The organism is Campylobacter concisus, assembly GCF_003048615.2.
Lineage (GTDB): Bacteria > Campylobacterota > Campylobacteria > Campylobacterales > Campylobacteraceae > Campylobacter_A > Campylobacter_A concisus_C.
The window spans coordinates 28,108-43,071 of the sequence record NZ_CP049263.1 but is presented as its reverse complement, the minus strand read 5'-3'; the positions used below and the strand labels follow the sequence as shown (position 1 = coordinate 43,071).

Here is a 14,964-nt window from a genome sequence, read left to right as displayed (position 1 = left end):
ATATGGTACAATAGTGTCAAATAGAGGACAGTTAGTCCTTGAAATAACATATATAAAAAGGAGAATATATATGAATATTATACCACAAATCATAGATAATTCCCCTGCTATTTTAATAAAAAATAAGCGTATCAGATTACAAATGACTCAAAAAGAATTAGCTGATGCTGTTGGTATGTCCAAATTCGGAGATAGGACAATTCGCAGATGGGAAAATGGAGAAAGTCAGCCATCGTCCATTGAGCTGAAACATATTTTATCATTTCCTGAAAAAGTACCTTTCCCTAATAATGAAAATGCCCCCTATAAAATCATTGATTTATTTGCCGGAATTGGTGGTACAAGGCTTGGATTTTACCAAACAGGTAAAACAAATGTCGTATTCAGTAGTGAAATTGATAAATTTGCAGTAAAAACATATAAGGCAAATTTTGGTGAAACTCCTTTTGGAGATATTACAAAAATATCTGAAAAAGATATTCCTAATCATGATATTATTGTCGGTGGTTTTCCTTGTCAAGCATTTAGTCAAGCCGGTAAAAAGCTTGGTTTTGAAGATACTCGTGGAACATTATTTTTTGAAATTGCAAGAATTATTAAAGAGAAACGACCTAAGGCATTTCTTCTTGAAAATGTCAAAAACCTAAAATCTCACGATAAAGGTCGTACCTATAAAACAATAGAAAAAACATTAAAGGATTTAAACTACGATGTTCATTCTATTATACTTAAAGCAAAAGACTTCGGTGTTCCACAAAATAGAGAGCGTATTTACATTGTTGGATTTGATAAGGATAAAATAGATAACTATAAAGATTTTTCTTTTCCAATTCCTCCCTGCCCAGATGTTTCTGTGGGAAATATTTTAGAGCAAAATGTTGATACTAAATACACCATTTCAAATGCACTTTGGCAAGGTCATCAACGACGAAAGAAAGAACATAAAATAAAGGGAAATGGATTTGGTTACACATTGTTCAATGAAAACAGTCCTTATACAAATACATTATCTGCAAGATATTATAAAGACGGGAGTGAAATACTTATTGAGCAAAAAGGAAAAAATCCACGAAAACTAACACCTCGTGAAGCTGCAAGACTTCAAGGCTTCCCCGAAAACTATATCATTCCTGTAAGTGATACTCAAAGTTACAAACAGTTTGGTAATTCTGTTGCCGTTACTGTTATCCATGCAATTGCAAATAACATAATTGATATACTTGATACCTGTACTAAAAAAGAGATTGACTAACTTCAATCTCTTTTTTCTAACTTATTAACTTGTATACCTGCCCTTTTCAGAACCTTTAATTTTTCTTGTTTTCTCTGTTCTCTCCTTGCCTTATACCTTTCCTCATATTCCTGTTGTTTTCCATTTACTTTACGCTTTAAGTAGTTTTGATGAAGTCTATCTTTTCTTTCCTTGATTTTTCTCTTTTCTTCCTCAATTTTTAATCTTTCTTCTTCTTCAGTCAATTCTTCTTTTGGTGGCTCATAGTTACCGATAAAATTAAAATATATCTCTATTTTTTTGCTTTGATGTTTGACTACCTTTTCTATTCCTTTCATGAACAATAATCTTTTCTACAAACTCATTTATCATTGTAGTTGTAAGTTCATCAAAATTTTCATATCGGCTTATTAGAGATATAAACTTTTTCGCCTTATCTGTTTCTTTTTCATATCTTGATATTGCAAACTCTAAGTCTTTAATTTCTTTGCTTAAAGCTATTTGCTCTGTTTCATATTGACTGTTAAGTATCTCATATCTATTACTTGGTATTTTTTCAAGTATCATATCTTCGTAAATACGGCACATCAATCGTTCAAGTTCCTGAAGCCTGTTTTTACTTTCCATTAATCTTATTTTTTTCTTTTCTATCTCTACTTTTTCCTTTTCTTCCATTTCATTTTAAATGGAACGGATAAAGGCTTCGTGATCTTCATCAAGATATTTTTTAATGTCTTTTAAGGTTTCCTGTATAAGGTTTAAGACTGCTTCCGCTTTTATCCTGTGAGTAGATGGACAAAGCGTTCCACAGGGTACTTTCGTGTAAGCACTGCAAGTGTAGTAGGGAATATTTTTGTAATTACTTGTTCTATGAACATACATTTTACTGCCACAATCTGCATAATACATAAGCCCAGTTAAAGGGTGATATTCTCCCCAACCATCGGGATACCTTTTTACATTTCCTCTTATCCTTTGCACATTATCAAAGGTTTCTTGGTCTATAATTGCCTCGTGGGTATTTTCAAATATCAGCCAGTTTTCTTCAGATACATATTTGCTTTTCTTATCCTTGAAATGCTTTCTTGTTTTGAAGTTTACAGTATGACCTAAATATTCCTGTTTCTTTAAGATACTTACAATTGTAGAACTGCACCAACGATAAGGATGTTCAAACACTTTGCTTTGATGTAGTCCATATCCTAATTTTTGCTGATGGTAAGCAGGTATATCTACTTTTTCACTTTCCAATATCTTTGCTATTCGATACGGACCATTGCCTTGCATGGTCAGATTGAATATTCTCCTTACTATCTCCGCTGCTTTTTCATCTACAATCCACTTATCTTTGTCTTTTTCATCTTTGATATATCCATAAGGTGGAGAGCTTGCCGTATGCTTTCCGCTTTCCCCCTTTGACCTGAATGTAGATTGTATTTTTCTTGAAGTATCTCTTGTATACCATTCATTCATAATATTTCTAAAAGGGGTAAAATCATCTTCTCTATAAAAGCTATCTACATTATCATTGATAGCAATGAGCCTAACGCCCTTTTGTCTTAAGATTTCCATACATTGACCGACTTTAAGATAGTCTCTGCCAAGTCTACTCATATCTTTTACGATTATACAACCTATTATATTACCTTGATTAACTCCGTTCATCATTGCCATAAAGCCCGGTCTATCAAACTGTGTTCCGCTTATTCCATCATCTGTAAAATGTATGATGTTGCTTAAATTATTTTTACCTGCATATTCTTCAAGGATTTTCTTTTGATTTACAATAGAATTGCTTTCTCCTTGAAGTTCATCATCACGACTTAATCTCTCATAGAGTGCTGTTATCTTTTCATAATTCCTCATTTTTACCCCCTTTCTCTTAGTTTCTTAAATAAAAAAGAATTAAGAAGTACATATTTCACTAATATAGTGATTAAGTGTTCTCCTTAATTCTATTACTCCAAGAGCCAGCTAAATTTACTTATACTACTTCTTCACAAAATAGTCTCAGCTCTTTAAATTTTAATGACCTTCAAGCTTATGGCTACACAGTAGATAAAGCTGGCTTTATGGGAGCTGATTTTAACAAAGCAGCAGGTTTGCCAAAGGACTTTAAAATCCATAAAAGCACGCTTGATGAACTTAATAGATTTGCCGAGCGCAACCATGTGCTAAATCGCATCAAGAGCAAGGACGAGCAGATAAAGATCTTTGATAATATTGATATGGCTGACACCATAAAGCACTACTACAGACTATTTGACCAAATGACCTCTGCCTTAGGTGATGATAAAAAGAGCTACACCCTTGCAGATATAGGCAAACTACCAAAAGGCTACAGCACAAAAGGCACTAGCTACGATGCCAAAGGACACCTACTAAAAGATCTATCAAACTCTACTATCTCAAACATCTACTCTAGCACTGATGAGCTAAATAGCGCTAAGTCTATAAGTAAAGAGCTTTCAAGTGCAGGCGTTAGGCTCATAGTAAAAGAGGTTGATTTTACGATGAGCGAAGCAGGTGATGAGTTTAGTTTTAACCCTGATATGTCGGTATATCAAGCAGATGAAGGTTACAGTAAAGAGGCTCTTTTTATGGGATTTTTGCGCAGCTCTAGACCGCTACCAAGTGATAGTGCAAAGACTAAGTTTAGCAGTGCTGCCTTAAATGATATCTCAAGCACTGGAGAGCATAAAGAGTATTTTGTGGATTTTGAAAAAGTGGGTAAAGATAGTGAGAGCATAAAAGCACTCATAAAAGAAAGACTTAAAGAGCTAACTCTTTTAATGTATGCAAGATCAAAGAACACTAGCGCAGAAAGTGTTACTTCAAACGAATATGAGAAATTTAAACCAACTAGCGAGGATATAAATTCTCTAGCAAATTCTTGGAGTGGGAGGATAAGCGCTATCAGCAATACTTTTGTGTAGAGATAGGCTATATATAAACTAAATTGTTGAAAGGTCGATTTAAATCAAAGAAAAACCTTACTCAAACAAATTTTGAAAATCGTTGAGTAGTTTAAAATTTACTAAGGATAGTAAAATGCAAATTTCTAGCTCGCCATATCCTTATCTGTCTAGAGAACACATAGCTAGTGAGATGGGGTTTAAATTTAACGATATTAACGAGATACTTAGTAACGACATGGGATATGGTATGAGCTTTCCTAAATACGCAAGGCTTGATAGAAAAGCTCAAGCTGCGGCTTACGATAGACACATATATCCACTATCTGGCTTTACAAAAGGCGATGAAGCAAAAGTCACTATCATAGGAAAGCTTAGAGGCTATGATCCTGATTTTACAAGCGAGCAGCTATCAGATCTTAAAAATTTCATAAATGAAAGCAAGGGTTTGTTTGTAGAGTATATACAAGGTCAGCAAGCAAAACCAGACAGTGATAAGCCAAAAATTTTAAGAGATATCCCATACACTGTAAATGAATTTTTAAATGAATATAGTGGCGATCGACAACTGCTATTTATGCAAAACTCAAGGACTGTTGATCTGCTTGATAGCGATATGAGCGTTGATGAGTTTAAAGAGGAGTGGGCTAAATATGCATTAAAAGAGCGGTTTAACATAACTTTATCTGGCGAAGATGCCAAAAATGCTGTCAATATACTAAAAGAGATGAATGAAAAAGGTCTTCAGGATATAGAGAGCGTTGAAGAAGAAAAAGACGACACCAAAGAGAAAAAATTTACTCCCATCCAAGCTGAAAGCAAAAACACTGAAACTTATGACATTACTAAGGATGAGAAATTCTCATATTTACTTAAGCTTCAAGAACTTGAGAGAGAACGAGGTATCGATGTGCTTCGTATCATGCAAAAACTTGAAGAAAATGGTAAAAAGGTTGTCGATAAAAAGGTTTAAATTTATCTTTGTATTTAGCGCAAGCCGCCACTAAGTCATCCTATGACAAGATAGAGGATTATCCTCATTCTGTTTTATTCATCAAACCATCTTATTTAAAATTTGCTTCTTATCTATCTTTTGCATAAGCTCTAAGACGTCTATGCCTCTTTTTTCTTTGAAATTTAAAAGCTCTCTTGCATAGAATCCTTGTTTATATCATAGGTCTCATACTTCTTCTTAACCTGCATAGGTTTAAATTTCTTCTCATTTTGCTCTTTGGCAAAATTTGCATTGTATTCTTGTTCTTCTTTGTGTAGTTTAGTTAGAAATTCTTTATGCTCTTTCGTAGTTTTTTCTACATCTTCTCTATAAAGCTTTTTAAACTCTTCTATACTTAGATCAGCTCTAACAAACAAAGCAGCACCATCATTACTCATCATTGTGTCTTCAGAAAATGATTTTACAAAAGCTTCTAGTTCCGCCTCTTGTTCTGCTGTGCCAAGACCAACCATTTTACCAACTATCGTTGGTTTGCCGTCTATAGAGTTTGTAAGCAACCAGTCCATGTAATCTTGGAGTTCGCGAACTCTAAATTCTTCCATGTTTTCTGGCTCTCTTTTTGCTGATAGAGCTCGTCTTTCTTGAATGGTGTAATTAGATAGCATATTATCAATTCGATTTATAGTATCTGCTATCCAGCCCTCTTTACTTTTGTCTATATCTATAAATTCTTTTATAGTTTCGCTCCAGGGTTTAAAAAGATTCTTTGAGTAGTCAAATTTTTCTTCGGTAGCGTTTTTGTCTTGCTTACCTTCTTTGGTTATATTTTCTGTTGCATTTTCTTTTTGGATAGTGTTATCTTGTATCGGTGTGTTGCTAGGTCCGTTTATGCTAGTTATCATTTTAACTCCCCCTTACGCCTTTATATCAACATCTCTTTTTATACCAAGCATATCTACTAGATATTTTCCAGCTGGGTTTTCGTTTAGCTCTTTTACTAAATTTAAAGGCGGCATGCTAAATTTTAAAAAGCTATCCATAAAGTCTTTGCTCTTTTTGCCATCTTTATCTATCTCACCAAAGAGTAGCTTTAGCATTTTTAGATTATGCTCCATCATCTTTTTAAATGATAGTTCGTCTTCTTCATCTGAATACTTACCAACAAACCCAGTCGTTAGATCTACATAGACAAGGTCTCTTTTATACTTAACATACTCTTGCATGTATTCAGGCATACCAGCTAGATCAGAGTCGCTTGCTTTGTTGAAATTTGCTCCAAATTTCATCTCACCCATAAGCTCAAATAGCTCAAATGCCCTACTAAATTCTTTACTATCTACGCTCTTATCAAAGCCTTGCTTCTTTCCAAAAACGGTGGTTTCACCTTCTTTGACGTCAAGGTTGCTATTTATGACGGCTGCTAAAAGTCCGCCTTTGGTTATAGAGCCATCTTTGTTTGTGTATCTTTCGCCGTGCGGATCGATAAAAACACCACTTCCCACACTCTCCTTGCCGTCATTGTTGTTGTTAAAGATATCTGTTGTTGGCTTTAGTGGCTGCCTGCCATCTCCGCCATTAAAGCTTGGGTTGAAAAAGAGTGTGCTTATCATCTGCTTGTTTGACTCTTTGTAGTTAAAGCTAGAAGCAGCTGCATCAAAGTCATAAATGGAGTTATGGATCTTAGTTACTTGCATACTTTGGCGGTTATAAGAAAAGCCTTGAGGGAAATTTCTTATCTCGTCTAAGCTAAAGCTATCCTTTGAATTTAATGTATCTTCGCCAACTACTTGTGAGAGGATTTTGTAGGCATTGCCAGCAGTCTTTGCTATATCTATGCTTTTAAAGGTGCGACTAAAAAACGATGTCCCCTCTGCAACATTTACTAACGACTCCAGCGTGCTTGAGTGAATTTTATAATCACTTGGGATGCCAGCTTGTTTATTAAACTCATCTGTAAAGTAGCCATCCTTATCTACCTTGTAGCCTAAAACCTCTGAGCTGGTTTGGTTGGTAGAAACTTTGGTTGATACCTTTATGTTCTGCTCTAAATTTAAGTGGTAGCTACCAAGTGTGTTTATCATCTTAGATCCTTTAAATTTAAACCATCTTATTTAAAATTTGCTTCTTATCTATCTTTTGCATAAGCTCTAAGACATCTATGCCTCTTTTTTCTTTGAAATTTAAAAGCTCTCTTGCGTAGAGAAATTTTTGATCCTTGTTTATATCATAGGTCTCATACTTCTTTTTAACCTGCATAGGTTTAAATGTCTTCTCATTTTGCTCTTTAGCAAAATTTGCATTGTATTCTTGCTCTTCCTTAATTATCTGCTTTCTTTGTTCTTCAACATCCTTTGTTGCTTTTTCTCTTGCTTTGGCAAATAAAGTCTTAAACTCTTCTATGCTTAGATCAGTTCTACTTAAAAGACTAAGAGACTCCTTGTTATTATTTGGATAAAGAGAAGACATACTGTCCATAAATGCTCTTAGATCGGCCTCTTCTTCTTTTGTACCAAGACCTATCATCTTACCTTCTATTGTTGGTTTGCCGTCTATAGAGTTATCCCTCAGAAAATCCATATAGCCTTGAAGTTCCCAATCTATCGCTTTTTCTATGGTTTCTGGATATTTTCCGTATAGAGCTCTTCGCTCTTCTGGGGTGTATTTGTTTGATAGCATACTATCTATTTTATCTATGGTTTTTGTTATCCAGTCTTCCGTTCCTTCTTCTATACCGATTATCTTATCTAGTCCAACACCAAATGGTCCTTGCATATAAGCATCAACTTTAGCTTTCTCATCTTCTGCAGATAAATTTTTATTGCCATGAGCTATGTAGTCATCTAAAATTTCTTTATATTGCATCGATCCATTATAGGTAGTAATAAACATTTCAACTCCCCTTTATGCCTTTATATCAACATCTCTTTTTATACCAAGCATATCTATTAGGTATTTTCCAGCTGGGTTTTCATTTAGCTCTTTTACTAAATTTAAAGGTGGCATACTAAATTTTAAAAAGCTATCCATAAAGTCTTTGCTCTTTTTGCCATCTTTATCTATCTCACCAAAGAGTAGCTTTAGCATTTTTAGATTATGCTCCATCATCTTTTTAAATGAGAGTTCGTCTTCTTGGTCGCTAAATTTATCAAGGCTTTGTCTGTGTCTCACATAATCTTGCATATAATCAGGCAGCATAGAGACAGCACCATCATCTGCTTTTGAGAAATTTACCCCATAAGCCATTTGCCACATAGCGTTAAAGGCATTAAATGACCTTTGAAATTCTTTTGTGTTGATGTTTTTATCATAGCCGCCATATTTGCCTATCGCAGTGGTTTCGCCCTCGTATATGTCTAGGTTGTGATTTAGCACGCCAGCTATAAGACCACCTTTAGTTATGGAGCCATCTTTGTTAGTGTATTTTTCTCCGTGTGGATCCATAAATATACCAATGACCGTGTTTTCTTTACCGCCATTTGCGTTGTTAAAGATGTATGTTACGTTTTTTGGATGTATCTGCTTATCTGCCGCAATAGACAAAGAGCCATTGTAAAAGAGCGTGCTTATGGTCTTTGTTGGCGTATGCACAAAGCTATCTTCTACCGCAGAATACTCACTAGCACTAGCATATCTTTGATCTACTTGCAGACTTTGACGATCATAAGAAAAGCCTTGAGGGAAATTTCTTATATCTTCTGCGCTAAAGCTGTCCTTTGAGCTTAGTGTATCTTCGCCAACCACTTGAGCTAGCAACCTATAAGCGTTGCCAACTGTTTTAGCTATATCGATACTTTTAAAATTCTTGATGTCTGGGTCTATTATGTCGTTTGATCTGACTAACGACTCCAGTGTACTTGAGTGAATTTTATAATCAATTGGTATGCCAGCTTGCTTGTTAAACTCATCTGTAAAATAACCATCCTTATCTACCTTGTAGCCTAAAACCTCTGAGCTGGTTTGGTTGGTGGCAACTTTGGTTGATACCTTTATGCTCTGTTCTAAATTTAAGGGGTAGCTACCAAGTGCGTTTATCATCTAATATCCTTTTAGCTTCATGCTAAAGATATCGTCTTTTTTGTAAAAAGATTTATTTTGCAAAGGGTTTTTAGTCTGCATAAATTTACTCCTAAACTCTCGCATCTATCTTTTTATAAAGCCTATCTTTACTAGATAGTTCTTTAAAGTTTAGGTCATTTTCAAGATAGGTGATGTTGTAAATTTCTTTGGTGGTGATGCTTTTGCCGTTTTCAAGTCCGATCAGAAATTTGCTTGTAAATTTATCAGAGAGGTTTTTAACCAGCTTTGCTCCAAGCTCTTTTAGGCTAGATATCTTCTCATCTTGCTTTATGCCTATATCTTTAAAGTCAAGTCTATTTAGCTCTACATCATTCATGCTCTTAGCATCTAAATTTATACTTGCTCTTTTGCTATCCTTGTCATCTTTGCTGATTAGCTTGCCAGTGTCGCTATAAATTTCTTTTACCTCTAGCTCTCTTCCGCTATCAAATTTAAGCGTGATCGTGCCATTTTTGTTTAGCTTCATAGCTATTACGCTGTCTGTGTCCTTTAGCGCAGCTGCTGCCTTGCTAGTATCACTCTCAAAAGCATGCTTTGCTCTTTCTAAATTTTCTAGGCTAAACTCCAGTCCAGTCGCTTTTTCAAACTCACTCTCCATAGCGATTATATAAGATGACTTTGTGACTTTTAGCTTTGAGATGAGATCATCTGCGTCTTCTACATCATTTTCTTTTAAATTTTTGCTTATCCACTCTACGTCTTTGCTGTGAGCGCTAGACTCTTTTTGGTAGTCGTTATAAAATTTCATAAAGCTATCTTTTTGATAGCCTGCGTATGAAAAGCTCTCATCTTGTTTAGGCCCAGAAGGCTTTATGATAGGGTTAAACTCGCTAAGCTTTTTCTTGCCGTCAAAGCCAACTTTCTCATAGGCAAAGTTATTTAAGCCGCTCTCTTCGTTAAATATCTTATTATCCCTAAGATCTACCCAGCCGTCTTTGTCTGCATGGTCTTTGAAAAATTTATTAGTCTCTTCTTTGTCTATCTTTTGGTAGCGATATTCGGCTGAAAATAGAGTATAAGGGTTTGAGTTATTTAAACTAACTCTGTAATCAACCGTGTTTTTGCTAGCAAAGTCCATAGCCTCATGGCTTAAATTTCTAATATCTTTTTTGATAAAGTCGTTAAGGTTTATCTCGCTTACAACTTCGCTTAGTTTGAAAATTTTCTCATTTCCGTCTTTATCGTAGCCTCTAACTTTTAGCTTATCAAAGTATTTATCACCAGAATTTATCACTCCGTCCTTGTTGCTATCAAAGTTAAATAAAAATCCATTTGCATCTAGCTTGCCTATGCCTAGTTTGTCATTATCGTTATAAAGATCCAAAAAGACCTCTACATCACCCAGTGAAGTTTTTATCGTTTTTTCATAGGCGTAGTCATTTAAATTTGTAAATTTAGTATCTGCTGCCGCAATGGGCTTAATGGGAGTTTTTGAATTTATAGATGAAAAATAGGTGCTAGTTTGATCCACTTTCCTTAGTGCTGAGGCATCTTCGCCAAAGAGATATTTGTTTTCAAAGTCCTTTTTGTCCCAGTTTCTCCGCTGGATATCCACGTAAGAAAAAGCATCGTTTGTTCCGTTGTCTGCTTTAGCATACTCTGACTTCACGCCACTGGTGCCTGCACTTTGGATGATAGAGTAGGTGCTATTTGAGATGAGCTTAGTAGCGATGTCTTTAAGCTCAGACTTTAAATTTATGTTGTCTAAAGTTTGCACTCTATCTACACCAAGAAGGACCCTTGAATAGATCATATCTTTGGGTAGATTTATATTTATGGGCTCTAAATTTGGTGATATCGTCATTTTAAATCCTTTTAAAATATATAGCTTATATCGGCAAATATAAAAAATGTTTAGTAGTATGGGGGCTAAAAGGGCTTAGAGCGAATGCCTACTATGTTATATTTTTAAAGCTCTCTTGTCTTCGTCCTCTCATCAAATTCTTTTAAAACGTCCATTATTTTATTTGCTAGCCCCTCAAGCGTTTGATCTTTTTTAAGCTCTAAATTTCTAAGCTTTAAAATCCTAGCTAGTATATCTTTTAGATCTTTCTTACCAGATAGTATCTCATCATAATAAGCCTTTGGTATGCCTATCTCGCTTCTATCTTGCTTTGTAAGTATAAGCGTGTCTCTATATACATTGCGAGCCTCATCGGTTATCCTTGTTGTACCACCTTGCAGCACAAGACCTTGCTCGTTTTTTAAAAATGCTACAAAGATTTGCTCCTTTGTATAGCCTTGTTCATTGTCATATACAGACATATCAGGCTTAAAGTCATATCCAGCACTACTAACCCACATATAAGGGATAGTATGCTCAGTTGTCATCACTTCTGGAGAAAAGTCAAGGAAATTTCCATTAACTTCTACATTTATATCGCTTAGATCATCCCACAGCCTATGTGCATCTTCTGCCTCTTGAGTTGTCCTAAAGATATGAGTTACCTTCTCATTACTCCTATCAGTTAGCCCATCTAGCTCATCGCTAGTCATCCTACCCATTAGGTATTCATAATGCTCTATTTTTTTATCTTTTGAAAAGTAGCCCTTTGGCATCTTTGCTAGATCTTCATTTGAGTAAAACTCTTTACCTTTACTAATAACTCCAGCTGAAATTTGATCAAAAATTTTATAGTATTGCTTTATTGTGTCTGCTAGATCGATATTTGCAAAGCTATCCTCTCCAAAGAGTTGGTTATCTTTTTTTGTTTCCATTGAAAAATTTATACTATTTGGGTGTTTTTGATTGTGTAGCACTATCGCATCAAGCGTGCTTTTGTGGATTTTAAAGTCCTGTGGCAAGCCTGCAGCTTTGTTAAAGTCAGCTCCCATAAATCCTTTAGCATCTACACTATATCCATAACCCTCTTGTGAAGTAAATTTAGCCTGATAAAGAGAGTCGATACTGCTAGATGAAACAAAATCATTCTTAGGAATAGTGACTTGGCTGATCGAATTTATATTTGGAGTGTTAGGCAAGAAATTTGCAAAGCCTTCGCTTTTTGTATGTTTTTGGTAGTGCTGTTTTGTTAAGATGGAGTTATAAGAGACTTTCATAGCTTACTCCTTGAATTTAGCTTCAAAGAGTAAGCAAAAGTTGTGCCGTAAATTTAAGAGTGAGATAAATTTAAGTTTGTTCACTTTGAGATAAAAATTTTATCTATCAGTAAAAATAAAAGCAAATTTATAGAAATCATCTTGTAAAATAAATCTATCCTGAAAAAATGTACCACTTTTTATAAAAACTGTACCATACTTTTAGGAAATTTTAAAGAAAGGGAAACTGCAAAAAGGGCAGTTAAAGTATCGATAAGTAGGACATCTATGGTGTCACGGGGGAGACTTGAACTCCCGACCTCCGGCTTATGAGACCAGCGCTCTAACCAGCTGAGCTACCGTGACAACTTAAAATAAGTTTTGGATTATATAATTTATAAACTTATTTATAGATAAAGACTATCCTTCTCCTTCGTCTATAAACTAATCTAGCTTAGAAATTGATAAAATTTACTTCACAAAAAACTCTTGTGCTAGCTTTTTATCTTCAGGTTTGATGATAAATTTCTCATTAGCGATGCTAACTTCAAATTCAACATCTTTGCTAGCTTTTGTATAAGCAAGTGCGAGCCTTGCAGCAAGCTCTTTGTCGGCTTTGCTTGCGTTTTTGCTTATGAAGCTAACAGCTCCCACGATGTCATCGCTCTCTTTAAATTTAACCTGCTCAAATTTATCATTTGGGTGCGTCAAAAGTGCATTATTATCGCTCTCATCACGTCCTATTATCATTTTTGCGCCATCTGGCAAGCGCAGATGCCTACCAAGCTTTAGCCACGTAACGTCGATATCTCGCATCTCTTTATCAAATTTCAAGTAGTCTTTTATCTTTACTGCAAAGCTCTCGATCGTTAGCAAACACCCACCTCCAGGCGTTGCAAAGTCCTCAAAGCCAAATTTCTTCGCCAAAGCAAGCTGCGGCTTTCTATCGCGCCCGCTTATGTCAAGAAGCTTCTCTCTATCGACCCAGCCCTCGCGCTCTGGCTTAGTTGGCGGCAAGAGCTTAGCACACATCGGACGAAGCACTAGATCATCCTCGTCATCAGCTAGGCGCTTGACCTGAAAAAGTGCGTCTCTACGCTGGCTCATCGGCCTTTGTCCTACGACTTCGCCTGTAATTATAAAATTTGCATTTTCGCTTTTTAGCATATTAAGAGCGGTTTTAAACATATATCCGTGGCAGTCGATGCAAGGGTTAAATTGCTTACCGTAGCCGTATTTTGGGTTAAAAAGCACGTCGCGAAGATACTCGTTTCTCATATCAACCACTTTTAAGCTAGCCCCAGCCAAGGCTGCACGGCGCCTTAAAACTTCGTGCTTCTCCTCATCCACGCCAAATCCAGTATCCATATAAAGTGCGACCACTTCGATGTTTTGATCGCTTATTATTTTCATAGAGAGCATACTATCAAGCCCTCCGCTAAACAAAGCTAAAGCCTTCATTTTTGTCCTGAAAGTAAAATTTAAAGCCTAAATTTACTAAATCTAGGCTTTTATGAAGTTTATTTAGCAGCGTTAATTACGATTTTTTTGATCACTTCGCTTGCGGCTTTTAGGCTGCTAACTGGCAAGTACTCGAAGATAGAGTGAAAGTTGTTTCCGCCTGTGAATAAATTTAGCGTTGGCACGCCCTTTGCAGAGATCGCAGCACCGTCATATCCGCCACGCATCGGCTTTATGTTTGGCGTGATATTTAGCTCATTAAAGGCATCTTTTGCCAGTTTTATAGGCAGTGAGTTTTCATCTTTTAAAAACTTAAAGACGTTTTCATAGCGTGTTTTTAGTGTAATCTCGCAGCGATCTGCATAAATTTTATTAAAAGAATTTGCCATCTCACTTAAAAACTCAAGCCTTTTTTGAAATTTCACCTCGTCAAATTCTCTTATGTCGATCTTAAGCGTCGTTTTTGCGCTGTTTCCGCTAAGCTCTTTCACCCAAAAATAGCCCTCTTTGCCCTCGGTGCACTCTGGCACTTCGCCACCTGGCAAAAGTGAGATAAATTTATGCGCAAGAAGTAACGAATTTACAAGCTTGCCCTTTGCGTTCATCGGATGAGCCGAAACGCCTTTAAATACCATCGTGCAGTCAGCTGCGTTCCAGTTTTCGTATATTAGCTCGCCTATCTCGCAGCAGTCTAAGCAGTAGCCAAAATCGGCTCCAAGCAAATTTACATCAAGTGCTTTTGCCCCAAGTAAGCCCTGCTCCTCATCAGGCACGAAGCAGATCACGATCTTGCCATGCTTGATCTCAGGATTTTGCATGAAAAAGCTAGCCATATTTACGATACTAGCGATCGCCGCCTTATCATCAGCGCCAAGCAAGCTAGTGCCGTCAGTCACGACTATATCATCGCCAACGTATTTTTTAAGCTCTGGGTTGTCGCTAAATTTAAGGTAAATTCCCTGCTCTTCGTTTAGGCAGATGTCGCCGCCTGTGTATTTTACTATCTTCGCTTTTGTGTCGTTTTTTTGCTCGCTACTTGTATCCAAGTGCGCAAAAAAGGCGATACTTGGGGCATTTTCGCAGTTTGCAGGGATCTTTGCTATCAAGATAGCACTATCTTGCAAGATGATATCTTTTATGCCAAGCGAGCTAAGCTCATCTTTTATAAATTTGGCTAGCTCATACTCGGTTGGATTAGAAGGCATGATGCCTTTTAATCCATTCTCTTTATTTGTCGTGGTGTTAAATTTCGTATAGTTTATAAATCTCTCTACGATATCCATCTT

At 36.1% G+C, this 14,964-nt stretch carries 13 protein-coding genes, 1 tRNA gene and 1 pseudogene; 3 read left to right on the top strand and 12 right to left on the bottom strand.

The window, feature by feature from the left end; genetic code table 11:
• Window positions 1-70: 70 nt before the first annotated feature.
• Window positions 71-1,252: a DNA (cytosine-5-)-methyltransferase gene (gene dcm, locus CVS89_RS00200; RefSeq protein WP_009495138.1), complete on the top strand. Its 1,182-nt coding sequence runs from the start codon at window positions 71-73 to the stop codon at window positions 1,250-1,252.
• Between the two features lie 2 nt (window positions 1,253-1,254).
• Here the strand turns inward: dcm and CVS89_RS10220 are convergent, their stop codons facing one another.
• From CVS89_RS10220 to CVS89_RS10210, 3 genes are read right to left on the bottom strand one after another with little or no spacing between them, the layout of a single operon-like run.
• Window positions 1,255-1,476, bottom strand: a complete 222-nt coding sequence (locus tag CVS89_RS10220; RefSeq protein ID WP_430393988.1) for a hypothetical protein — start codon at window positions 1,474-1,476, stop codon at window positions 1,255-1,257.
• A gap of 34 nt (window positions 1,477-1,510) precedes the next feature.
• Window positions 1,511-1,906, bottom strand: a complete 396-nt coding sequence (locus CVS89_RS10215) for a DUF4368 domain-containing protein (protein WP_429800343.1) — start codon at window positions 1,904-1,906, stop codon at window positions 1,511-1,513.
• 6 nt (window positions 1,907-1,912) lie between these two features.
• A complete protein-coding gene (locus CVS89_RS10210; protein WP_021092745.1) occupies window positions 1,913-3,097 on the bottom strand; it encodes a recombinase family protein in 1,185 nt (394 codons plus the stop codon).
• 74 nt (window positions 3,098-3,171) lie between these two features.
• Between CVS89_RS10210 and CVS89_RS00180 the strand changes: the two genes are divergently transcribed.
• A complete protein-coding gene (locus CVS89_RS00180; protein ID WP_233091256.1) occupies window positions 3,172-4,167 on the top strand; it encodes a Cj0814 family flagellar-dependent secreted protein in 996 nt (331 codons plus the stop codon).
• A 115-nt stretch (window positions 4,168-4,282) separates the two neighbouring features.
• Entirely contained in the window at window positions 4,283-5,119 is an 837-nt protein-coding gene (locus CVS89_RS00175) for a polyribonucleotide nucleotidyltransferase (RefSeq protein ID WP_087584840.1), read from the top strand.
• An 81-nt stretch (window positions 5,120-5,200) separates the two neighbouring features.
• Here CVS89_RS00175 and CVS89_RS00170 read toward each other — a convergent pair.
• From CVS89_RS00170 to pepT, 9 genes and pseudogenes are all read right to left on the bottom strand, one after another.
• Window positions 5,201-6,003 (bottom strand): annotated as a pseudogene (locus tag CVS89_RS00170) (cell surface protein).
• Between the two features lie 12 nt (window positions 6,004-6,015).
• Window positions 6,016-7,182: a Cj0814 family flagellar-dependent secreted protein gene (locus CVS89_RS00165; protein ID WP_107848036.1), complete on the bottom strand. Its 1,167-nt coding sequence runs from the start codon at window positions 7,180-7,182 to the stop codon at window positions 6,016-6,018.
• A 16-nt stretch (window positions 7,183-7,198) separates the two neighbouring features.
• On the bottom strand, window positions 7,199-7,963 hold the full coding sequence (locus tag CVS89_RS00160; RefSeq protein WP_087584893.1) for a cell surface protein: 765 nt from the start codon (window positions 7,961-7,963) through the stop codon (window positions 7,199-7,201).
• Between the two features lie 39 nt (window positions 7,964-8,002).
• A complete protein-coding gene (locus tag CVS89_RS00155) occupies window positions 8,003-9,136 on the bottom strand; it encodes a Cj0814 family flagellar-dependent secreted protein (RefSeq protein ID WP_103607123.1) in 1,134 nt (377 codons plus the stop codon).
• Between the two features lie 91 nt (window positions 9,137-9,227).
• A complete protein-coding gene (locus CVS89_RS00150; protein ID WP_103639020.1) occupies window positions 9,228-10,982 on the bottom strand; it encodes a response regulator in 1,755 nt (584 codons plus the stop codon).
• A gap of 104 nt (window positions 10,983-11,086) precedes the next feature.
• Window positions 11,087-12,238: a Cj0814 family flagellar-dependent secreted protein gene (locus CVS89_RS00145; RefSeq protein ID WP_107848035.1), complete on the bottom strand. Its 1,152-nt coding sequence runs from the start codon at window positions 12,236-12,238 to the stop codon at window positions 11,087-11,089.
• Window positions 12,239-12,506: 268 nt separating this feature from the next.
• Window positions 12,507-12,583: transfer RNA gene (locus CVS89_RS00140), tRNA-Met, on the bottom strand.
• A 105-nt stretch (window positions 12,584-12,688) separates the two neighbouring features.
• Window positions 12,689-13,678 (bottom strand): argininosuccinate synthase domain-containing protein, encoded by a 990-nt coding sequence (locus CVS89_RS00135; protein WP_107848034.1) that lies wholly within the window; start codon window positions 13,676-13,678, stop codon window positions 12,689-12,691.
• A gap of 59 nt (window positions 13,679-13,737) precedes the next feature.
• Window positions 13,738-14,961 (bottom strand): peptidase T, encoded by a 1,224-nt coding sequence (pepT, locus tag CVS89_RS00130; protein WP_107848033.1) that lies wholly within the window; start codon window positions 14,959-14,961, stop codon window positions 13,738-13,740.
• Between the last annotated feature and the right edge of the window lie 3 nt (window positions 14,962-14,964).